15 protein-coding genes and 1 pseudogene are annotated in these 21,604 nt (G+C 69.3%); 11 read left to right on the top strand and 5 right to left on the bottom strand.

What is annotated here, in order from left to right:
* Positions 1-39: 39 nt before the first annotated feature.
* A pseudogene (locus tag ACZ4UU_RS01060) lies at positions 40-692 on the top strand (ATP-binding cassette domain-containing protein); the annotation flags it as partial.
* Between the two features lie 170 nt (positions 693-862).
* Here the strand turns inward: ACZ4UU_RS01060 and ACZ4UU_RS01055 are convergent.
* The gene (locus ACZ4UU_RS01055; RefSeq protein ID WP_468035751.1) at positions 863-1,516 is read right to left on the bottom strand and encodes an MBL fold metallo-hydrolase; all 654 of its coding nucleotides are present in this window, start codon (positions 1,514-1,516) and stop codon (positions 863-865) included.
* Positions 1,517-1,599: 83 nt separating this feature from the next.
* Positions 1,600-2,286 carry a maleylpyruvate isomerase family mycothiol-dependent enzyme gene (locus tag ACZ4UU_RS01050; protein ID WP_468035749.1) on the bottom strand — a complete coding sequence of 229 codons (687 nt, stop codon included), beginning with the start codon at positions 2,284-2,286 and terminating at the stop codon, positions 1,600-1,602.
* Positions 2,287-2,535: 249 nt separating this feature from the next.
* Here ACZ4UU_RS01050 and uvrA point away from each other — a divergent pair, with 249 nt between their 5' ends.
* Positions 2,536-5,592 carry an excinuclease ABC subunit UvrA gene (gene uvrA / locus ACZ4UU_RS01045; RefSeq protein ID WP_468035747.1) on the top strand — a complete coding sequence of 1,019 codons (3,057 nt, stop codon included), beginning with the start codon at positions 2,536-2,538 and terminating at the stop codon, positions 5,590-5,592.
* A gap of 172 nt (positions 5,593-5,764) precedes the next feature.
* On the opposite strand, the gene ACZ4UU_RS01040 is transcribed toward uvrA, so the two are convergent.
* The 3 genes from ACZ4UU_RS01040 to ACZ4UU_RS01030 all read right to left on the bottom strand — a co-directional run bounded on the left by ACZ4UU_RS01040 (position 5,765) and on the right by ACZ4UU_RS01030 (position 8,884).
* Positions 5,765-6,676: a carbohydrate kinase family protein gene (locus ACZ4UU_RS01040; protein WP_468035745.1), complete on the bottom strand. Its 912-nt coding sequence runs from the start codon at positions 6,674-6,676 to the stop codon at positions 5,765-5,767.
* Positions 6,673-7,722 carry a LacI family DNA-binding transcriptional regulator gene (locus tag ACZ4UU_RS01035; RefSeq protein ID WP_468035743.1) on the bottom strand — a complete coding sequence of 350 codons (1,050 nt, stop codon included), beginning with the start codon at positions 7,720-7,722 and terminating at the stop codon, positions 6,673-6,675. The genes ACZ4UU_RS01040 and ACZ4UU_RS01035 overlap by 4 nt, the downstream gene beginning before the upstream one ends.
* A gap of 205 nt (positions 7,723-7,927) precedes the next feature.
* On the bottom strand, positions 7,928-8,884 hold the full coding sequence (locus ACZ4UU_RS01030; RefSeq protein ID WP_468035742.1) for a hypothetical protein: 957 nt from the start codon (positions 8,882-8,884) through the stop codon (positions 7,928-7,930).
* A 618-nt stretch (positions 8,885-9,502) separates the two neighbouring features.
* On the opposite strand from ACZ4UU_RS01030, the gene uvrC reads away from it, so the two are divergent.
* The 9 genes from uvrC (at position 9,503) to secG (ending at position 21,484) form a co-directional block, all read left to right on the top strand.
* The gene (gene uvrC / locus ACZ4UU_RS01025) at positions 9,503-11,599 is read left to right on the top strand and encodes an excinuclease ABC subunit UvrC (protein ID WP_468035740.1); all 2,097 of its coding nucleotides are present in this window, start codon (positions 9,503-9,505) and stop codon (positions 11,597-11,599) included.
* On the top strand, positions 11,596-12,612 hold the full coding sequence (gene rapZ, locus ACZ4UU_RS01020; RefSeq protein WP_468035738.1) for an RNase adapter RapZ: 1,017 nt from the start codon (positions 11,596-11,598) through the stop codon (positions 12,610-12,612). Before uvrC ends, rapZ begins: the two co-directional genes overlap by 4 nt.
* Positions 12,609-13,676: a gluconeogenesis factor YvcK family protein gene (locus ACZ4UU_RS01015; RefSeq protein WP_468035736.1), complete on the top strand. Its 1,068-nt coding sequence runs from the start codon at positions 12,609-12,611 to the stop codon at positions 13,674-13,676. Before rapZ ends, ACZ4UU_RS01015 begins: the two co-directional genes overlap by 4 nt.
* A complete protein-coding gene (gene whiA / locus ACZ4UU_RS01010) occupies positions 13,667-14,656 on the top strand; it encodes a DNA-binding protein WhiA (RefSeq protein WP_452691904.1) in 990 nt (329 codons plus the stop codon). Before ACZ4UU_RS01015 ends, whiA begins: the two co-directional genes overlap by 10 nt.
* Before the next feature lie 151 nt (positions 14,657-14,807).
* Positions 14,808-17,762 carry a M14 family metallopeptidase gene (locus ACZ4UU_RS01005; RefSeq protein ID WP_468035734.1) on the top strand — a complete coding sequence of 985 codons (2,955 nt, stop codon included), beginning with the start codon at positions 14,808-14,810 and terminating at the stop codon, positions 17,760-17,762.
* A 229-nt stretch (positions 17,763-17,991) separates the two neighbouring features.
* Positions 17,992-19,002 carry a type I glyceraldehyde-3-phosphate dehydrogenase gene (gene gap / locus ACZ4UU_RS01000; RefSeq protein ID WP_062719178.1) on the top strand — a complete coding sequence of 337 codons (1,011 nt, stop codon included), beginning with the start codon at positions 17,992-17,994 and terminating at the stop codon, positions 19,000-19,002.
* A gap of 155 nt (positions 19,003-19,157) precedes the next feature.
* Positions 19,158-20,369: a phosphoglycerate kinase gene (locus tag ACZ4UU_RS00995; protein WP_468035732.1), complete on the top strand. Its 1,212-nt coding sequence runs from the start codon at positions 19,158-19,160 to the stop codon at positions 20,367-20,369.
* A gap of 6 nt (positions 20,370-20,375) precedes the next feature.
* Positions 20,376-21,152, top strand: a complete 777-nt coding sequence (gene tpiA, locus ACZ4UU_RS00990; protein WP_468035731.1) for a triose-phosphate isomerase — start codon at positions 20,376-20,378, stop codon at positions 21,150-21,152.
* Between the two features lie 101 nt (positions 21,153-21,253).
* Positions 21,254-21,484, top strand: a complete 231-nt coding sequence (gene secG, locus ACZ4UU_RS00985; RefSeq protein ID WP_009300451.1) for a preprotein translocase subunit SecG — start codon at positions 21,254-21,256, stop codon at positions 21,482-21,484.
* Positions 21,485-21,604: the final 120 nt, after the last annotated feature.

Raw genomic sequence — 21,604 nt, 5'->3', positions numbered from 1 at the left:
GGCCCGAACCGACGACTGCACGACCGCGGGAGAGCGGGCATGATCGAAGCAACGGGCCTGTACAAGCGCTACGGCGCCACGGTCGCCGTTGACGACCTCTCCTTCGAGGTCCGCCCGGGCCGGGTGACGGGGTCCTCGGCCCGAACGGGGCCGGCAAGTCGACGACCATCCGGCTCATGCTCGGCCTGGACGCCGGGGGCGGACGGACGCTGTTCAGCGGCAAGCCGTACCGGGACCTTCGCCACCCGATGCGCGAGGTGGGCACCCTGCTGGACGCGAAGGCCTTCCACCCGACCCGCAAGGCACGCAGCCACCTCCGGATGCTCGCCGCGGCCACGGGCGTGCCGGACGCGCGGGTCGACGAGGTGCTCCACATGGTCGGGCTGGAGTCGGTGGCGAAAAAGCAGCCGAAGGGTTTCTCCCTCGGTATGGGCCAACGGCTGGGGCTGGCGTCCGCGTTGCTCGGCGACCCGCACACGCTGATCCTCGACGAGCCGGCCAACGGACTCGACCCGCAGGGCATCAACTGGCTACGCGGCTTCCTCAAGGACTTCGCCGCGTCCGGGCGGTCCGTTTTCGTCAGCAGCCATCTGCTCGCCGAGATGGCCCTGATGGCCGACCACCTGGTGGTGATCGGCAAGGGCCGGACGATAGCGAACGAATCGGTCGCCGACTTCGTGACGAAGAGCTCTCGCAGTGTCGTCGTGGTCCAGAGCGACGCTCGCGATGGATGGCAGACTTCGCTGCATCAGCCGAAGCTCCTTCTGTTCAAGGACTTCGCTCAGGCCCTGCGGAGACGGCGCGAACGCCAAAGCGGGCCCCCATTTCTATGGGTGGCCCCGCTCAGATCAGCAGGTTTTTTTTACCACCCGCGCGCGTGCCACTCCGGCACATGCGGACGCTCGGCGCCCAGGGTCGTGTCGTTGCCGTGGCCCGGGTAAACCCAGGTCTCGTCCGGGAGCGCGTCGAAGATCTTCTCTTCGAGGCCGTCCATCAGACTCGTGAAGTCCACCCGATTTGTTGTCCTTCCAGGACCACCCGGGAACAGGCAGTCCCCGGTGAACACATGGGGATGGCCGTGCGGGTCGTCGTAGACGAGCGCGATGGAGCCGGGGGTGTGCCCGACCAGGTGGCGCGCGGTGAGCTCCACGTGCCCCACCCGGATGGTGTCGCCGTCGTCGACCAGGACGTCGGTCGGCACCGGGATGCCGTCGGCGTCGTCCCGACCGGCGTACGTGCGCGCGCCGGTGGTCTCGACGACGGCGGCGAGCGCCTGCCAGTGGTCGCCGTGCTGGTGTGTGGTCACGACGGACGCGATGCCGTCGTCACCGATCATGCCGATCAGCGTGTCCGCGTCGTTGGCGGCGTCGATCAGCAGTTGCTCGTCCGTGGCCCGGCAGCGCAGCAGATAGGCGTTGTTGTTCATCGGGCCGACCGCGATCTTGGTGATCATCAGGTCCTTGAGCTCGTGCACGTCGGCGGGGCCACCGACCGTCACCTGTCCGCTGTACGTCATGTCCGCAGCCTATAGCGGCAGAGCGCCCAGGGGCTGTCCAGCCGCCGCAACGGCAGGACGCCCCCCGGGGGACCGCCGGGCGCCTACAGCGGTGGCAGCGTCGGCAGGGCGCCGCCCTCCACGGTCAGCCCCGCCCCGTCACGGCGCCCGGCGAGCCAGCCGAGCAGGTCGGGTCCGGAGCCACGGACGGTGACCTCGGAATCGCCCGCCTCCCGGCCCGTGCTCCACGCGTGCGTGCCGTACGTCAGACGGGTCGGCGGGACATCGGGGTGCCCGGAGAACCGCTCGGCGAGGAAGTCGATCTCCCGCTCCACGAACTCGGCCGGCAGATCCTCCAGCTCGTACCCGATCCCGAGATCCACATGGTGCAGCTCCACTTCGACCCACCGCCGGAACGGCACCCGGGCCGCGGCGTCGGTGACCCCGTTGCGCAGCTCCACGGTGCGCGACCAGTCCGCGGGCGTTGCTCCTGTCTCCTGGAAACGGGCCGCGCTCTCGCGTACGTCGGTGAGCTGGACGTCGAGAGGGCGCGGGGCGTCCCGTTCGATGTCGGCGTCCCTCGCCGTGGCCGAGACGTACATGGGCCGCCCGTCGAGGACGTTCACGAGGGCGTCGGCGTTACGGGCGAGATGGGCGAGGACATGGCCACGGCTCCAGCCGGGAAGCCGTGACGGCTCGGCCACCGACGCGTTGTCCATCTTGGCCGCTGCGGTGAGCAGCCGTTCCGTCGCTTCACGTACAGACACCAGGTCACGAGCGTGATCAATCATGGTGCTGACATTAACCCCGCCACACCTTTGGGTGAAGGTGGTGAACGGGTGCCGTAAATCGAATGCGCGTGCTATAGGGTCGGTCGTGGCGTCGGGCATGCTGGATGCCCGCGGATTGTTATGCATCCCGGAATCCGACCGGCGTTGTCAGTGGCTCCCCCTAGTCTGAAAAACACGGGGGCCTCGAAGCCGAGAACACACGGGGGCCTCGCCCCCCTGTCACTTCTCTCAAGAAAGGTGCGGACCGGCGTGGCCGACCGTCTCATCGTCCGTGGCGCGCGCGAGCACAACCTCAAGAATGTCTCGCTCGACCTGCCGCGCGACTCGCTCATCGTCTTCACGGGCCTGTCGGGGTCGGGCAAGTCCTCGCTGGCCTTCGACACCATCTTCGCCGAGGGCCAGCGACGTTACGTGGAGTCACTGTCCTCGTACGCCCGGCAGTTCCTCGGTCAGATGGACAAGCCGGACGTCGACTTCATCGAGGGACTGTCCCCGGCGGTCTCCATCGACCAGAAGTCGACCTCGCGCAACCCGCGCTCGACGGTCGGCACGATCACCGAGGTCTACGACTATCTGCGTCTGCTCTTCGCGCGCATCGGCAAGCCCCACTGCCCCCAGTGCGGCCGCCCGATCTCGCGCCAGTCGCCGCAGGCCATCGTCGACAGGGTCCTGGAGCTGCCGGAGGGGAGCCGCTTCCAGGTGCTGTCACCGCTGGTACGAGAGCGCAAGGGCGAGTTCGTCGACCTCTTCGCCGACCTCCAGACCAAGGGCTACTCCCGCGCGCGCGTGGACGGCGAGACGATCCAGCTGTCCAACCCGCCCACGCTGAAGAAGCAGGAGAAGCACACCATCGAGGTGGTCGTCGACCGTCTCACGGTGAAGGACTCCGCCAAGCGCCGGCTCACCGACTCCGTGGAGACCGCCCTCGGCCTGTCCGGCGGCATGGTCGTGCTCGATTTCGTAGACCTCTCCGAGGACGACCCCGAGCGCGAGCGCATGTACTCGGAGCACCTGTACTGCCCCTACGACGACCTCTCCTTCGAGGAGCTGGAGCCGCGCTCCTTCTCCTTCAACTCGCCCTTCGGCGCCTGCCCCGAGTGCACCGGTATCGGCACGCGCATGGAAGTCGACCCCGAACTGATCGTCCCGGACGAGGACAAGTCCCTCGACGAGGGCGCCATCCACCCCTGGTCGCACGGCCACACCAAGGACTACTTCGGCCGCCTGATCGGCGCCCTCGCGGACGCGTTGGGATTCCGGACGGACATCCCCTTCGCCGGTCTGCCGCAGCGCGCCAAGAAGGCCCTGCTCCACGGCCACAAGACGCAGATCGAGGTCCGCTACCGCAACCGGTACGGCCGCGAGCGTGTCTACACGACGCCGTTCGAAGGGGCCGTCCCCTTCGTCAAGCGCCGGCACAGCGAGGCCGAGAGCGACGCCAGCCGCGAGCGCTTCGAGGGCTATATGCGCGAGGTGCCCTGCCCCACCTGTGAGGGCACCCGCCTGAAGCCGATCGTCCTCGCGGTGACGATCATGGAGAAGTCGATCGCCGAGGTCTCGGCGATGTCCATCAGCGACTGCGCGGACTTCCTGGGCAAGCTGAAGCTCAACGCCCGCGACAAGAAGATCGCCGAGCGCGTGCTGAAGGAGGTCAACGAGCGGCTGCGGTTCCTGGTCGACGTAGGCCTCGACTACCTCTCACTGAACCGCGCGGCCGGCACCCTCTCCGGCGGCGAGGCCCAGCGCATCCGCCTGGCCACGCAGATCGGCTCCGGACTCGTGGGCGTGCTGTACGTCCTGGACGAGCCCTCCATCGGTCTGCACCAGCGTGACAACCACCGGCTCATCGAGACCCTCGTCCGCCTGCGCGACATGGGCAACACGCTCATCGTCGTCGAGCACGACGAGGACACCATCAAGGTCGCCGACTGGATCGTCGACATCGGCCCCGGTGCCGGTGAGCACGGCGGCAAGGTCGTCCACAGTGGCGCCCTGAAGGAGCTGCTCGCCAACGCCGAGTCGCAGACCGGTCAGTACCTGTCCGGCAAGAAGGCCATCCCGCTGCCCGACATCCGTCGCCCGCAGGACCCGACCCGTCGGCTCACCGTGCACGGAGCCCGGGAGAACAACCTCCAGGACATCGACGTCTCGTTCCCGCTGGGCGTGTTCACCGCGGTCACGGGCGTGTCCGGCTCCGGCAAGTCGACGCTGGTCAACGACATCCTGTACACGCACCTGGCGCGCGAGCTCAACGGCGCGCGCAATGTTCCCGGGCGGCACACGCGCGTGGACGGCGACGACCTCGTCGACAAGGTCGTGCACGTCGACCAGTCGCCCATCGGCCGCACCCCGCGCTCGAACCCGGCGACCTACACCGGCGTCTTCGACCACATCCGCAAGCTCTTCGCCGAGACCACCGAGGCGAAGGTCCGCGGCTACATGCCGGGCCGGTTCTCCTTCAACGTCAAGGGCGGCCGCTGCGAGAACTGCGCGGGCGACGGCACGATCAAGATCGAGATGAACTTCCTCCCGGACGTCTACGTCCCGTGCGAGGTCTGCCATGGCGCCCGGTACAACCGGGAGACCCTGGAGGTCCACTACAAGGGCAAGTCCATCTCCGAGGTCCTGAACATGCCGATCGAGGAAGCCATGGACTTCTTCGAGGCCGTCCCGGCGATCAACCGTCACCTCAAGACGCTGAACGACGTCGGTCTCGGCTACGTCCGCCTCGGCCAGTCCGCGACCACCCTGTCCGGCGGTGAGGCCCAGCGGGTGAAGCTCGCCAGCGAGCTCCAGAAGCGCTCCACCGGCCGCACGGTCTACGTCCTCGACGAGCCGACCACCGGTCTGCACTTCGAGGACATCAGCAAGCTGCTGAAGGTCCTGGCCGGGCTGGTCGACAAGGGCAACACGGTCATCGTCATCGAGCACAACCTCGACGTGATCAAGACCGCCGACTGGGTCGTGGACATGGGCCCCGAGGGCGGCGCCGGTGGCGGTCTCGTCATCGCCGAGGGCACGCCCGAAGAGGTTGCCGCGGTCCCGGCCAGTCACACCGGCAAGTTCCTGCGCGAGATCCTCGGCGCCGACCGGATCAGCGACGCGGCCTCGGTGAAGGCCCCGCGCAAGGCGGTGGCCAAGAAGACGGTCGCGGCGGCGTCGACGGCGAAGAAGACGGCAACGGCCAGGACCACGAAGACGGCCAACAACAAGGCCACCGGAAAGGCCGCCGGAGTCACCAAGAAGGCGGCGGCCGCGAAGAAGGCGACGCCCGCGAAGAAGACGACCCGGGCACGCAAGGCCTGAGGCCCACCGGCCACAAGTCGCGGGCCAAGAACCCGAACAATTCCAGAAAAGTACGGCGCCCCGCGGGAACTCCCCGCGGGACGCCGCGCGTTGGATCATCAGCGGCCCGATCGCTGCGGTCGTGACGAACCTTGACTGCTCAACAGTGGAATGGAAGAGAACGGCACGCCTCCTAGAAGCCCCCCAGCTCGGAGGCGAAGGGCGGCTCGGCGCCCGCCCGGGAGCAGGTGATCGCGGCAGCCCGCGCCGCGAACCGCAGCAGCCGTGTCCAGCCGTCGGGGCCCAGTCCCGCGAGCGCCTCGGCGGACAGGCCGTCCTGGGTGGCCAGGCCGTGCAACAGGGCCGCGTTCACGGTGTCGCCCGCACCGATCGTGTCCGCGACGTCCACCTCCTCACCCGGCACGGAGTGCACTGCGCCGTCCCGTGTGAAGGCCGTCAGCCCGTCACCGCCGTGGGTGATCACAACGGCCGCAGGTCCCGCGGCCAGCCACTCACGCGGTGTGCCGCCCAGCCACAGCGCGTCCTCCTCGGAGAGCTTGAGCAGTGACACCGAGGGAAGCCAGCTCTTGAACCTGGCCCGGTAACCATCCGGGTCGGGAATGAGTCCGGCCCGGATGTTCGGGTCGAGCGCGGTGAACACCCCTTGCGCGGCCGCGCTCCGCATCAGCTCCTCATAGGCGCTCGCCCCCGGTTCCAGGACGAGCGAGCAGGTACCGAAGGAGACCGCGCGGGCGGTCGCGGGCAGCTCCGAGGGTGCCGTGAAGAGCCGGTCGGCGGTGCCCTCGACGTAGAAGGAGTAGGCGGCCGAGCCCTGCGCGTCGATGGTGGCTACCGCGAGGGTCGTCGGTTCCGTGCCGCGCTGCACCGCCGACACGTCGACCCCGGCCTCCCTCAACCCGTCGAGCAGGGCCTCACCGAAGGCGTCGTAGGAGGTGCGTGAGCAGAACGCGGTGGGGGAGCCGAGGCGGCCGAGGGCCACGGCGGTGTTGTAGGGGCCGCCGCCGAGCGCCGGCTTCAGGCTCGCGAGGGCTCCCGTGCCCTGCGGTACCAGGTCGATCAGGGCCTCACCGGCGACGACGATCACGAGATGGTTCCTTTCACGGACGGCAGGGGCTGCTCGGGGCACCCGCATGAGGTGCGGTGCACGAAGGCGCAAGGCAGACGCAGGGTCCGGGCGGGCCGGTCCGGCTCGGCGAGGCGGTCCAGGAGCACGCGGACCGCCTGGGCGCCGATCTCCCTGCTGGGCTGGGCTATCGCGGTGAGCCTGGGCGAGAACAGGTCGGCCCAGGCGAAGTCGTCGAAACAGCACAACGCGATGTCGCCGGGTACGGACATGCCGTGACCACGCAGGGCACGCAGGGCGCCGATGGTCATCGCGTTGTTGGCGGTGACCAGCGCGGTGGGAGGCGGGGCGAGCGACAGCAGCGCGGCGGTGGCCTGCTCGGCGCCGGCCGACTCGGAGTCGCCGTGCACGACGAGGTGCTCGTCGTACCCGAGCCCGGCCGTCGCCAGGCCCGCCCGGTATCCGGCGAGTCGCTCGCTGGTGGTGCTGAGTCCCGGCAGACCGGAGACCAGGCCGATCCGACGGTGGCCGAGGCCGGCGAGATGGGTGACCAGCCGGGCCATTGGTCCGGCGCTGTCGGCGCAGACCTGGTCGAACCGTGTCGGGCCGTCCTCCGGCATGTCGACCAAGCGGTCGAGGAGGACGGTCGGCACCTTGTGGCGCCCGAGGTAGGCGAGGAGCTCACGCGGGGCCGCGGAGGGTGCGACGATCATGCCGTCCACCCGGCGTTCGTGCAGGAGCTGAGCGACCTTGCGTTCATGCTCCGGATCGTCGTGCGGGTCGGCGATGAGCAGGCTGTAACCGTGTTCCAGGGCGCCGGCCTCGACGCCCTGGAGTATCTCCGTGAAGTACGGGTTGCTGATCGCGGAGACCGCGAGCCCGATGGACCGGGTACGGGAGGTCACCAGGGAGCGGGCGAGCGTGTTGGGTGTGTAGCCCAGCTCGTCCATGGCGTCCATCACCGCCTGGCGGGTGTGAGGCAGCACCGGCCGGGTGCCGTTCAGCACATGCGAGACGGTCGCCACGGACACGCCCGCGCTCCGCGCGACGTCCGCCATGGTGGCCATCGAGATCCCCTCCCTGCCGCGCCCCTCCCTGGGCAGCCGCGGTTCTTCTGGCCGGGAAGGTATCCCATTCGGCGCCGCACGTAAACGCTTACGCAATCGTTTACGTGCCCGGGCTCGACCGGTGAAGGGGACGCCAGGGGGAACATGTCCACCCACGCGCGACTCAAAGGTGGTGGTCAGCCGCGCCGAGAAGGGAAGAGCCGGCTCACTCCCACTCCCACTCGATGCCCACGATCCCCGTCCGTACCCGAGGCTCGACCAGGTGGACGGAACGATGCGGTCCGCTGAGGGCGAGCCCCTGGCGGCCGCTGCGCGGGGCTGCCGCAGAGTGCTGGGAGAAGCGGTGGCAGTGGACCGGGAGGGTGTTCTCGGCGAAGCGGACCTGGAGGGCGTACTGGCCGCCCGCGAGAGGAAAGCCGCGGGCGTACTCGCGGGACACGTCGGCCGTCCCGTCCTCGACGCCGTGACGGAAGAGGTAGGTGTCGCCCGCCCGCAACCGGATGCCGAAGAGCAGCTCGGCCACGAGGACTCCGGTCTCCTGGTGCCACCGGACCCGTCCCGTGCGGCAGTTCTCCAGCGCGTGCACCGTCATGCGCTCCGGCGCGCAGCCGGGGTCGCCGTGGTGGACGGCTACGTAGCGGTCCACGCCGTCCTTGTGGGCCCGCACGACGTGGTGCGACTCGCGACCCGCCAGCTCACGGCGGGCACCGATCCGCACTCGCTCGTGGTGAGCGAGCGTGTGCAGGCCACCGTCCATCGGCCAGTCCAGTTCGGCCAGCAGCTGCTCCAGGACACCCGAGGCCTCCACCAGGGAACGGTAGGAACGGGCCGCCGGCCGCTGGAGGGCGGAGTGATCGTCGGCCTCGGCGAGCAGCCGGATCAGCGACTCCTCCGGCAGCTGGAGGATCTCCTCCAGCGCGCGTACCGCACGCAGCGACTCGGGGCGCTGCGGCCGACGGGCGCCCTGCTGCCAGTAGCTCAGGCTGGTGACGCCGACCTTCACGCCACGACGGGACAAATGGTGCTGCACGCGCTGCAGCGGCAGTCCCCGGGCGGCTATCGCGGCGCGCAGGGCGACATGGAAGGGGCCGCCTCGCAGGGCCGTGTCCAGTTCCGCGGTGGCGACGGCGGGGATGTCCGCGTGCTGTGTGGCGTGCGGCATGCAGGGGCCTTTCTGTGGTTGTTCACAACGGCTGGTCAGACCGGGTCGCGCAGCTGGTCGGGGCCACTTCGCCGGCGTGGCGGGAGCCTTCACATCCGTACGCCGTCGGTCAGGGCCCTGAGTTCCCCCGCATTGAAGCGTGTTGACCAAGTCCCGACAACACCTGATGCCCAACAGCACCACACCCTGGCCGAGTCCCGACGTGCCTGCCTCAAGTCACCTTGTGGGTCTGGGCGTTGTGGCCGGCGGTCGGGCGATCATCACAGGCCGCGGCGGAAGGACTTCCCCGCCCGGCCGACGTCGCTCTCGCCGTGGAGATCGATGTGACAGGGGTGAGGACGACGTCCGCGCTCATGCCGCCAGACCGTGACGTCCGCGGAACGGGGCCGATCATCGGCGGGCCCGGCGGCATGGACGACCCCGCCGCCACATCGCCGGCCCGTCGGCACCGGGGGTGCGCCGTCGGGCTCACAGAAGCGCTGCCGATCACCCGCCACCTGCCGGATTCCGGGACGTCGACGCGTGCCGTGCCCTGGGTCGTGTGCCTCCCGGTCCGATGGCCGGGCCGTTGTCCACAGCCTCGTCGGACTGTCACTGCCCGCCAGTAGGGTGTGAGACATGGCCGACCCCTCCAGCTACCGCCCCAAGCCGGGACAGATCCCCGACTCTCCCGGGGTGTACAGGTTCCGTGACGAGCACCGCCGGGTGATCTACGTCGGAAAGGCGAAGAGCCTGCGCCAGCGCCTGGCGAACTACTTCCAGGACCTGGCGGGCCTCCACCCGCGCACCCGTTCCATGGTCACCACAGCGGCGTCCGTGGAGTGGACCGTGGTGTCCACGGAAATCGAGGCGCTTCAGCTGGAGTACTCCTGGATCAAGGAGTACGACCCCCGGTTCAACGTCAAGTACCGCGACGACAAGAGCTACCCGTACCTCGCGGTGACGATGAACGAGGAGTTCCCGCGGGTGCAGGTGATGCGCGGTCACAAGAAGAAGGGCGTGAGGTACTTCGGGCCGTACGCGCACGCGTGGGCGATCCGGGACACCGTCGACCTCCTCCTGCGTGTCTTCCCGGTCCGCACCTGCTCGGCCGGCGTCTTCAAGAACGCCTCCCGCACCGGCCGCCCCTGCCTGCTCGGCTACATCGGCAAGTGCTCCGCCCCGTGCGTGGGGCGCGTCTCCGACGAGGAGCACCGTGAACTGGCCGAGGAGTTCTGCGACTTCATGACCGGCCGCACGGGCACCTATCTGCGCCGTCTGGAGAAGCAGATGATGGAGGCGGCCGACGAGATGGAGTACGAGCGGGCCGCCCGCCTGCGCGACGACATCGAGGCCCTGAAGAAGGCCATGGAGAAGAACGCGGTCGTGCTCGCCGACGCGACCGACGCCGACCTCATCGCGGTCGCCGAGGACGAGCTCGAGGCGGCCGTGCAGATCTTCCACGTCCGCGGCGGCCGGGTGCGCGGCCAGCGCGGCTGGGTCACCGACAAGGTGGAGGAGATCACCACCGGCGCCCTCGTCGAGCACGCCCTTCAGCAGCTCTACGGCGAGGAGACCGGGGACGCCGTGCCCAAGGAGGTCCTCGTCCCGGCCCTGCCCGACCCGCTGGACCCGGTGCAGGAGTGGCTGACCGGCCGCCGCGGCTCGAACGTCTCCCTGCGCATCCCCCAGCGCGGCGACAAGCGCGCCCTCATGGAGACCGTCGAGCGCAACGCCCAGCAGGCGCTCGTCCTGCACAAGACCAAGCGCGCCTCCGACCTGACCACCCGCTCACGTGCGCTGGAGGAGATCGCCGACGCCCTCGACCTGGACAGCGCCCCGCTCAGGATCGAGTGCTACGACATCTCCCACCTCCAGGGCGACGACGTCGTGGCCTCCATGGTCGTCTTCGAGGACGGGCTGCAGCGCAAGAGCGAGTACCGCCGCTTCCAGATCAAGGGCTTCGAGGGCCAGGACGACGTCCGCTCCATGCACGAGGTCATCACCCGCCGCTTCAAGCGCTACCTCGCCGAGAAGGAGAAGACGGGCGAGTGGGCCGACGGTGACAACACGCTCGCCGACACCTCCGCCGAGCCCCTCACCACCACTTCCCCCGACACCCTCGCAGGCGGCCTCAAGGACGACGAGGGCCGCCCCAAGCGTTTCGCCTACCCGCCTCAGCTCGTCGTCGTGGACGGCGGACAGCCGCAGGTCGCGGCCGCCCAGCGGGCCCTGGACGAGCTCGGTATCGACGACATCGCCGTCTGCGGTCTCGCCAAGCGGCTGGAGGAGGTCTGGCTGCCCGGCCAGGACGACCCGGTCGTCCTGCCCCGCACCAGCGAGGGCCTCTATCTGCTCCAGCGCGTCCGGGACGAGGCCCACCGCTTCGCGATCACCTACCAGCGCACCAAGCGAGCCAAGCGTTTCCGGTCGAGCCCGTTGGACGACGTGCCCGGCCTCGGTGAGACTCGCAAGCAGGCGCTGATCAAGCACTTCGGTTCGGTGAAGAAGCTGCGATCCGCGACAATCGACCAGATCTGCGAGGTCCCCGGTATAGGCCGCAAGACGGCTGAGACGATCGCCGCGGCCCTCGCCCAGGCGGCCCCGGCCGCACCCGCCGTCAACACGGCGACTGGAGAGATCATGGAAGACGAGGAATCCGATACGACGGCGGAGACCTCGGGGGAGCCCGTGTCCGCGGGCGCCCCGGACGAACGACGGGGGCAGGAGAGATGAGCGAGCACGACACACAACCCACGGCCGACCGAGATCGACAGGCTCAGGAAACACATAAGAAGGGCAGCGAGGATCTCGCCCAGCAGGACGCACGCCAGGAAGACGGAGCACAGGTGAGTACGGGCATCGAGTCGGCCGGGGTCCCCGAAGCGGCCATCCCCGAGCTGGTGATCATCTCCGGCATGTCCGGAGCCGGCCGCTCGACGGCCGCCAAGTGTCTGGAGGACCTCGGCTGGTTCGTCGTCGACAACCTCCCGCCCGCGCTGATCCCCACCATGGTGGAGCTCGGCGCCCGCTCCCAGGGCAACGTGGCGCGGATCGCGGTGGTCGTCGACGTCCGTGGCCGCCGTTTCTTCGACAACCTCCGCGAGTCGCTCTCCGACCTCGACACCAGAGGTGTGACACGCCGGATCGTCTTCCTGGAGTCCTCGGACGACGCCCTGGTTCGCCGCTTCGAGTCGGTGCGCCGCCCGCACCCCCTCCAGGGCGACGGCCGTATCGTCGACGGCATCGCGGCCGAGCGCGAGCTCCTGCGCGAGCTGCGCGGCGACGCCGACCTGGTGATCGACACCTCCAGCCTCAACGTGCACGAGCTGCGGGCCAAGATGGACGCCCAGTTCGCCGGCGAGGAGGAGCCCGAGCTGCGGGCCACGGTGATGTCCTTCGGCTTCAAGTACGGCCTCCCGGTCGACGCCGACCTGGTCGTGGACATGCGGTTCCTGCCCAACCCGCACTGGGTCCCGGAGCTGCGCCCCTTCACCGGCCTCAACGAGGAGGTGTCGGCGTACGTCTTCAACCAGCCCGGCGCGAAGGAGTTCATCGACCGCTACTCCGAACTGCTCCAGCTCATCGCGGCCGGCTACCGCCGCGAGGGCAAGCGGTACGTGACCATCGCGGTCGGCTGCACCGGCGGCAAGCACCGCTCGGTCGCCACATCCGAGAAGCTCGCGGCGCGCCTGGCCTCCCAGGGCGTGGAGACGGTGGTCGTACACCGGGACATGGGACGGGAATGACGGGACGTACTCCGCGGCTGAGCAGGTTGCGCCGGGCCGTGCCCGAGTCGCGTGCCGCCCGGCCCGTCGAGGCCAAGGGCGCGAGGCCCCGCCGCCGTGGCACCCAGCCGAAGGTCGTGGCACTCGGCGGCGGCATGGGTCTGTCCGCCTCGCTCGCCGCGCTGCGCCGGATCACCGGCGACCTCACCGCCGTCGTCACCGTGGCGGACGACGGCGGCTCCAGCGGCCGCCTGCGCGACGAGCTGGGCGTGCTCCCGCCCGGTGACCTGCGCAAGGCGCTGGCCGCGCTGTGCGGCGACGACGACTGGGGACAGACCTGGGCCCGCGTCATCCAGCACCGCTTCCACTCCAAGGGCGACCTGCACGACCATGCGGTCGGCAATCTGCTGATCGTCGCCCTGTGGGAGCAGCTGGGTGACCACGTCCAGGCCCTCGACCTGGTCGGCAAGCTGCTCGGCGCGCACGGGCGTGTGCTGCCCATGTCCGCCGTACCGCTGGAGCTCCAGGCCCTGGTCAAGGGACACGACCCGGACCAGCCCGAGGCCGTGGACACCGTCCGTGGTCAGGCCAACGTCGCCCTCACCCCCGGTGAGGTGCAGTCGGTGCACGTCGTACCGTCCGACCCGCCCGCCGTGCCGGAGGCCGTCGCCGCCGTCCGGGACGCGGACTGGGTGGTGCTCGGCCCCGGTTCCTGGTTCTCCTCCGTCATCCCGCATCTGCTCGTGCCGGAACTCCTGGACGCCCTCATCGAGACGAAGGCGCGCCGGGTACTCTCCCTGAACCTCGCCCCGCAGCCGGGAGAAACCGAAGGCTTCTCACCGCAGCGTCATTTGGAGGTTTTGGGACGACACGCCCCTAAACTCGCCCTGGACGTGGTGCTGGCCGACGAGGCCGCCGTGCCGGACCGGGATGTGCTCACCGAGGCCGCCAAGCGGCTCGGTGCCGCGGTCGAGCTGGCCCCGGTGGCCCGGACGGACGGGACGCCCCGGCACGACCCGGAGCTGCTCGCCGCCGCGTACGACCGTATTTTTCGGATGCATGGAAGGATCGGCCCATGGCGATGACGGCAGCGGTGAAGGATGAGATCTCCCGGCTCCCCGTCACCCGGACCTGCTGCAGAAAGGCGGAGGTCTCCGCCATTCTGCGGTTCGCCGGCGGCCTCCACCTGGTCAGCGGGCGCATCGTGATCGAGGCGGAGCTGGACACCGCGATGGCGGCCCGCCGCCTCAAGCGGGACATCCTGGAGATCTTCGGCCACAGCTCCGAGCTGATCGTGATGGCGCCGGGCGGGCTGCGCCGCGGCTCGCGCTACGTCGTACGCGTGGTCGCGGGCGGTGACCAGCTGGCCCGCCAGACCGGCCTGGTCGACGGGCGCGGCCGCCCGATCCGCGGTCTGCCCCCGCAGGTGGTCTCCGGGGCCACCTGTGACGCCGAGGCCGCCTGGCGCGGTGCCTTCCTGGCGCACGGCTCGCTCACCGAGCCCGGCCGCTCGTCCTCCCTCGAAGTGACCTGCCCGGGCCCCGAGGCCGCGCTCGCCCTGGTCGGCGCGGCCCGCAGGCTGTCGATCGCCGCCAAGGCCCGCGAGGTGCGCGGCGTGGACCGCGTGGTCGTCCGGGACGGCGACGCGATCGGCGCCCTGCTGACCCGGCTCGGCGCGCACGAGTCGGTGCTGGCCTGGGAGGAGCGCCGGATGCGCCGCGAGGTCCGCGCCACGGCGAACCGGCTCGCCAACTTCGACGACGCCAATCTCCGGCGTTCCGCGCGCGCGGCCGTCGCCGCCGGAGCCCGGGTCCAGCGTGCCCTGGAGATCCTCGGCGAGGAGGTCCCCGAGCACCTCGCCGCCGCCGGACGTCTGCGCATGGAGCACAAGCAGGCCTCCCTCGAAGAGCTGGGCGCGCTCGCCGACCCGCCGCTGACCAAGGACGCCGTCGCCGGCCGGATCCGCCGCCTGCTGGCCATGGCCGACAAGCGGGCCCAGGACCTCGGCATTCCGGGCACGGAGGCCAACCTCAGCGAGGATCTGGCGGACAACCTCGTGGGCTGACCTGAAAGATCGTCAAGGTGCCGGTGCCGACGTCCACTTGGGACGTCGGCACCGGTGTTTGTCAGTCTTTGCGGCACTCTTGACTGAGCCGTGAAGTGGCATGAGCCTGGCAGTCATTCGTCACTGTGGCGAATCACTGCTAGGGGGGTTCATGAGACACAGAGCGAGATCGATCCTCGCTGTCGGCGCGCTCCTGATAGGCGGAGCGAGCATCGCACCCATCGCCCAGGCCCAGCAAGAAAGTGCGCAGGACACCGACCCGAACGAGGTCAAGGTCTTCCGCGCCGAGGTCACCAAGAAGCAGATACCCCTGCTGCTGGAGGCCGGCCAGGACGGGCACGAACTCAGTGAGCAGGCGCCCGAGAAGGGCACGGCCACCGTCGAGGTCTACCTCACCGACGACCAGGCCGGGAAGCTGGAGAAGAAGGGCGTCGAGCTCACCGAGCACGATCTGTCCGCCAAGGCCGAGGACCGCACCGCGAAGGCCGCCGAGGGCGTGTACCGCCCGTACAGCGGAAGCGGTGGCCTCAAGGAGGAGATCGTCCGGACCGGGCAGGAGAACCCCGGCCTCACCAAGGTCGTCTCCATCGGCAAGACGGTCGGCGGACAGGACATCCTGGCGCTCAAGCTCACGAAGAACGCCAAGAAGACCAAGGACGGCTCCAAGCCCGCCGTCCTCTACATGTCCAACCAGCACGCGCGCGAGTGGATCACGCCGGAGATGACCCGGCGCCTGATGCACCACTACCTGGACAACTACAAGACGGACAAGCGCATCAAGAAGATCGTCGACTCGACCGAGCTGTGGTTCGTCCTCTCGGCCAACCCCGACGGTTACGACTACACGTTCCAGGACCCCGGCAACCGCCTGTGGCGCAAGAACCTGCGGGACATCAACGGCGACGGTGCCATCAGCACCGGTGACGGCGTCGACCTCAACCGCAACTTCGCCTACAAGTGGGGTTACGACGACGAGGGTTCGTCCCCGAACCCCACCAGCGAGACCTACCGTGGCGCGTCCCCGGCCTCCGAGCCCGAGACCAAGGCGATCGACGCCTTCCAGAAGCGCATCGACTTCACCTACGGCATCAACTACCACTCCGCCGCCGAACTTCTCCTCTACGGCGTCGGCTGGCAGGTGGCCACCGACACCCCGGACGACGTCCTCTACAAGGCGCTCGCCGGCACCCCGGACAACTCCGCGATCCCCGGCTACCACCCGCAGGTCTCCTCGGAGCTGTACACCACCAACGGCGAGGCGGACGGCCACGCGTCGAACGTCAACGGCCTGGCGATGTTCACGCCCGAGATGTCGACCTGCCAGACCGCGTCGAACATCGACCCGAACGACCAGTGGAACGCCGGGGACTGCCAGTCGGTCTTCAACTTCCCGGACGACGAGAAGCTGATCCAGGACGAGTTCGCCAAGAACATCCCGTTCGCGCTCTCGGTCGCCGAGTCCGCCGCCAGGCCCGACCAGCCCAAGTCCTCGGTCGGCCTGAGCGCCGCCGACTTCACCCCGGCCCCCTTCACCACGTCGTACTCCCGCGGCGCCGACCAGAAGGTCTCCGTCGTCGCACGCAAGTCCGTGCGCGACAAGGAGCTCAAGTACCGCGTCAACGGCGGCCGGACGCACGACATGGCGCTGAGGCCCTGGAAGGGCGGCGAGACGTACGGCGGTGAGGACAACCTCTACTTCGACGAGTACCGCGCCAAGGTCGCCGACGGCGACGTCGGCGACAAGGTCGAGGTGTGGTTCACCGGCGAGACGAGGAGCGGAAAGCCCGTCTCCAGCGCGCACTTCACGTACACGGTCGCCGAACGGCCGCGCGCCGACGTCCTCGTCGTCGCCGAGGAAGGCGCCACCGCCACCCACGCGCAGAAGTACGTCGACGCACTCAAGGCCAACGGCCACCGGGCGATCGTCTGGGACGTCGCCGCACAGGGAGCGCCCGACGCGCTCGGCGTGCTGGGCCACTTCGACACCGTCGTCCACTACACGGGCGCGAACGTCCCGGGCAACGCCACCCAGCTCGAACTGCGCGCCTACCTCAACGAGGGCGGCAAGCTGATCGAGGCGGGCGAACAGGCCGGCGGCGCCGTCGACCTCGGCGACGGCACCCCGTCGGACGACTTCAGCCAGTACTACCTGGGCGCCTACTCCCGTACGTCAGTCCCCGGGGCCACGGGCTTCAACGGCTCGGGTGAACTCGGCAGCTTCACCGGCGCGCTCGGTGACGCCACCGGCAACCCGCTCGACAAGGCGGGGACCTACAGCGTCACCTCGGACGAGCTGCCCGCCGACCAGTACCCGCAGTTCGCCAGCGCGGGAGCCGGCCAGTTCGCCGGGACCGTCAACCCGTACGGCCCGTACGCCGGTTCCTCCATGGTGGCCGCCGTCCACACCGACGACGCCTACAAGCGGCTGACCAGGACCGTCGACCTCACCGGGGTGACCGCGGCCCAGAAGCCCACCCTGCGCACCCAGTTGCTGTGGGACGTCGAGCCCGGCTACGACAACGTCCTGGTCGAGGCCCACACCACCGGGGCCGAGGACTGGACGACCCTCCCCGAGGCGAACGGCGCCACCAGCACCACCGTGCCCGCCGACTGCGAGGCGGGGTTCTACGCGGGCGAGCACCCCTGGCTGAACCACTACCTGACCGTGGCCACGAGCGGATGCACCGCGAGCGGCACCAGCGGCCAGTGGAACGCCTTCACCGGTGCCTCCGAGGGCTGGAAGCAGGTCGAGTTCGACCTGAGCGCGTACGCCGGGAAGTCGGTCGAGATCTCGATCGCCTACGTCACCGACCCGAGCAGCGGCGGTCACGGCGTCCTCGCCGACGAGACCGCGCTCGTCGTCGGCGGCACGGCCACCGAGACCGAGGGATTCGAGACATCGCTCGGCGCCTGGAGCGTCACCGGACCGCCCGCGGGCAGCCCGGCCGTCCTCAAGGACTGGACGCGCACCGGCACGCTGTTCCAGACGTACGGTGCGACCACCACGGACGACACGGTGCTGCTGGGCTTCGGCCTGGAACACGTCACCGCGGCGGCCGACCGGAAGGCGCTCATCGGAAAGGCCCTCGACTCACTTGACGACTGACACGCCGAGGTCAACCGCGTACGACGCAGGGTGACCAAATCGAGTGATCCGGCTTTCATGGCGGGGCGGTCCGTACCCCTACTGGCGGGTACGGGCCGCCGTGCCGTGTATGAGGCGTCTGAATGTCACCACGGCGGCTTCAGAGAGGTAGGGTCGTAGGCGGTCGGGGACATCCCAAACAGAGCTCGCCGGCACCGCATGGCCGGCGTACCAACGAGGAGATCGGTTCGTGACGATCCGCGTAGGCATCAACGGCTTCGGTCGTATCGGTCGCAACTACTTCCGCGCGCTGCTGGAGCAGGGTGCTGACATCGAGATCGTGGCTGTCAACGACCTGGGTGACACCGCGACCACCGCCCACCTGCTGAAGTACGACACCATCCTGGGCCGCCTCAAGGCCGAGGTGTCGCACACCGCCGACACCATCACCGTCGACGGGCACACCATCAAGGTCCTGTCCGAGCGCAACCCCGCCGACATCCCGTGGGGCGAGCTGGGCGTCGACATCGTCATCGAGTCGACGGGCATCTTCACGAAGAAGGCCGACGCCGCCAAGCACCTCGCCGGCGGCGCCAAGAAGGTCCTCATCTCGGCTCCGGCCAAGGACGAGGACATCACCATCGTGATGGGCGTCAACCAGGACAAGTACGACGCGGCCAACCACCACGTCATCTCGAACGCCTCCTGCACCACCAACTGTGTGGCGCCGATGGCCAAGGTCCTCGACGAGAACTTCGGCATCGTCAAGGGTCTGATGACGACGGTCCACGCGTACACCAACGACCAGCGCATCCTGGACTTCCCGCACTCGGACCTGCGTCGCGCCCGCGCCGCCGCCGAGAACATCATCCCGACCACCACCGGTGCCGCCAAGGCCACCGCGCTGGTCCTCCCGCAGCTCAAGGGCAAGCTCGACGGCATCGCGATGCGCGTCCCGGTCCCGACCGGCTCGGCCACCGACCTGGTCGTGCAGCTGCAGCGCGAGGTCACCAAGGACGAGGTCAACGCCGCGTTCAAGAAGGCGTCCGAGGACGGCGACCTGGCGGGCTACCTGTCGTACACCGAGGACCCGATCGTCTCCTCGGACATCGTCAGCGACCCGGCCTCCTGCACCTTCGACTCCTCCCTGACCATGGTCCAGGAGGGCAACTCGGTGAAGATCCTCGGCTGGTACGACAACGAGTGGGGCTACTCCAACCGCCTCGTCGACCTCACGGTCTTCGTCGGCAACCAGCTCTGATATATCCAGAGCAGGCGCATTGATGTGAGTCAGGGCTCGGGCGGCGCAGGGACGCGCCGTCCGAGCCCTGACGCGCGTGCAGAACAGACCTGTTGGATCACGAGCGCTTCCGAGCGATCACGAGCGATCACGAGCCCTCCTCAGGAGTCCCCTTCATGAAGACGATCGACGAACTTCTCGCCGAAGGCGTCGCCGGCAAGCGGGTCTTCGTCCGCGCCGACCTGAACGTGCCGCTGGACGGCACCACGATCACCGACGACGGCCGTATCCGCGCCGTCCTGCCCACCGTCAAGGCGCTGGCCGAGGCGGGCGCCCGGGTGGTCGTCGCCTCGCACCTGGGCCGCCCCAAGGGCGCCCCGGACCCCGCCTTCTCCCTCGCCCCGGCCGCCGCGCGCCTCGGCGAACTCCTCGGCGCCGACGTGGCGTTCGCGACCGACACGGTCGGCGAGTCCGCCCAGGCCGTGGTCGCGGGCCTCGCCGACGGCCAGGTCGCGGTCGTCGAGAACCTCCGCTTCAACGCCGGCGAGACCAGCAAGGACGACGCCGAGCGCGGCGCCTTCGCCGAGCAGCTCGCCGCCCTCGCCGACGTCTACGTCGGTGACGGCTTCGGCGCGGTGCACCGGGGGCACGCCTCGGTGTACGACCTTCCGGCCAAGCTGCCGCACTACGCGGGCCACCTCATCGCCACCGAGGTTTCCGTCCTCAAGAAGCTCACCGAGGACGTCAAGCGGCCGTACGTCGTCGCGCTCGGCGGCGCCAAGGTGTCCGACAAGCTCGCCGTCATCGACCAGCTGCTCGGCAAGGCCGACCGGCTGCTCATCGGCGGCGGCATGGCGTACACCTTCCTCAAGGCCAAGGGGTACGAGGTCGGCATCTCCCTGCTCCAGGCGGACCAGATCCCGGCCGTCACGGAGTACATGGAGCGCGCCGAGAAGCTGGGCGTGGAACTGGTGCTCCCCGTCGACGTCCTGGTCGCCGGGGAGTTCCCGGATCTGAAGACCAAGGCTCCGGCCAACCCCACGACCGTCGCCGCGGACGCCATCCCCGCCGACCAGGAGGGCCTGGACATCGGTCCGGAGACCCGCAAGCTGTACGCCTCGAAGCTCGCCGACGCCGCCACCGTCTTCTGGAACGGTCCGATGGGCGTCTTCGAGCACCCCGACTACGCCCAGGGCACCGTCGCGGTCGCCCAGGCCCTCATCGACTCGGACGGCTTCACCGTCGTCGGCGGCGGTGACTCCGCCGCGGCCGTGCGCACGCTCGGCTTCGACGAGAACGCGTTCGGTCACATCTCGACCGGTGGCGGCGCCTCCCTCGAATACCTCGAGGGCAAGACGCTCCCCGGCCTCGCCGCACTGGAGGACTGACCCTTTATGAGCACGCGCACGCCGCTGATGGCGGGCAACTGGAAGATGAACCTCAACCACCTCGAGGCCATCGCCCACGTCCAGAAGCTCGCCTTCGCCCTCGCGGACAAGGACTACGACGCCGTCGAGGTCGCCGTCCTGCCGCCCTTCACCGACCTGCGCTCCGTGCAGACCCTGGTCGACGGCGACAAGCTGAAGATCAAGTACGGCGCCCAGGACATCTCGGCACACGACTCCGGTGCCTACACCGGCGAGATCTCCGGTCCGATGCTGGCCAAGCTGAAGTGCACGTACGTGGCCATCGGTCACTCCGAGCGCCGCCAGTACCACGCCGAGACCGATGAGATCGTCAACGCCAAGGTCAAGGCCGCCTACAAGCACGGCCTGACCCCGATCCTGTGCGTCGGCGAGGAACTGGAGGTCCGCGAGGCGGGCAACCATGTCTCCCACACCCTCGCCCAGGTCGAGGGCGGTCTGAAGGACCTCCCGGCCGAGCAGGCCGAGACGATCGTGATCGCCTACGAGCCCGTCTGGGCCATCGGAACCGGCAAGGTCTGCGGCGCCGAGGACGCCCAGGAGGTCTGCGCCGCCATCCGCGGCAAGATCGCCGAGCTGTACACCCAGGAGCTGGCCGACAAGGTCCGCATCCAGTACGGCGGCTCCGTGAAGTCGGGCAACGTCGCCGAGATCATGGCCCAGGCCGACATCGACGGCGCTCTGATCGGCGGCGCGTCGCTGGACGCCGACGAGTTCGTCAAGATCGTGCGCTTCCGCGACCAGTGAGTATGCGGTAGCGGAGATCCGTCGTACCCTTGCGGGGGCGCAGCCAGGTGCTGTGCCCCCGTCGTCCATCCGAATCCGAGGAAGTTGGTCCAGCCGTGGTTATGGGGTTCTCCATCGCCCTGATCGTCTTCAGCCTGCTGCTGATGCTGCTGGTGCTGATGCACAAGGGGAAGGGCGGCGGCCTCTCCGACATGTTCGGTGGCGGCATGCAGTCGTCCGTCGGCGGCTCCTCGGTCGCCGAGCGCAACCTCGACCGGATCACCGTGGTGGTCGGTCTGCTGTGGTTCGCGTGCATTGTCGTGCTCGGCATCCTGATGAAGGTGAACAACTGACCGGCACGCACAATCCGCACGTAAGGCCCCATGTTCGGTACGCGCAGCTGAGCGCGGCCTATCATGGGGCTTGCGTCTAGGTGTGAGGGCTCTGTAACTCCAATCACTGGACGCGCGTTG

Source organism: Streptomyces sp. NPDC028907, assembly GCF_055564995.1.
This window is presented reverse-complemented; position numbering and strand designations above follow the sequence as displayed.

Coding starts and splice junctions, on each gene's coding strand:
- ACZ4UU_RS01055 (WP_468035751.1), bottom strand. CDS start 1,516: ATGACGTACAGCGGACAGGTGACGGTCGGTGGCCCCGCCGACGTGCAC.
- ACZ4UU_RS01050 (WP_468035749.1), bottom strand. CDS start 2,286: ATGATTGATCACGCTCGTGACCTGGTGTCTGTACGTGAAGCGACGGAA.
- ACZ4UU_RS01035 (WP_468035743.1), bottom strand. CDS start 7,722: ATGGCCACCATGGCGGACGTCGCGCGGAGCGCGGGCGTGTCCGTGGCG.
- ACZ4UU_RS01030 (WP_468035742.1), bottom strand. CDS start 8,884: ATGCCGCACGCCACACAGCACGCGGACATCCCCGCCGTCGCCACCGCG.
- uvrC (WP_468035740.1), top strand. CDS start 9,503: ATGGCCGACCCCTCCAGCTACCGCCCCAAGCCGGGACAGATCCCCGAC.
- rapZ (WP_468035738.1), top strand. CDS start 11,596: ATGAGCGAGCACGACACACAACCCACGGCCGACCGAGATCGACAGGCT.
- ACZ4UU_RS01015 (WP_468035736.1), top strand. CDS start 12,609: ATGACGGGACGTACTCCGCGGCTGAGCAGGTTGCGCCGGGCCGTGCCC.
- whiA (WP_452691904.1), top strand. CDS start 13,667: ATGGCGATGACGGCAGCGGTGAAGGATGAGATCTCCCGGCTCCCCGTC.
- ACZ4UU_RS01005 (WP_468035734.1), top strand. CDS start 14,808: ATGAGACACAGAGCGAGATCGATCCTCGCTGTCGGCGCGCTCCTGATA.
- ACZ4UU_RS00995 (WP_468035732.1), top strand. CDS start 19,158: ATGAAGACGATCGACGAACTTCTCGCCGAAGGCGTCGCCGGCAAGCGG.
- tpiA (WP_468035731.1), top strand. CDS start 20,376: ATGAGCACGCGCACGCCGCTGATGGCGGGCAACTGGAAGATGAACCTC.
- secG (WP_009300451.1), top strand. CDS start 21,254: ATGGGGTTCTCCATCGCCCTGATCGTCTTCAGCCTGCTGCTGATGCTG.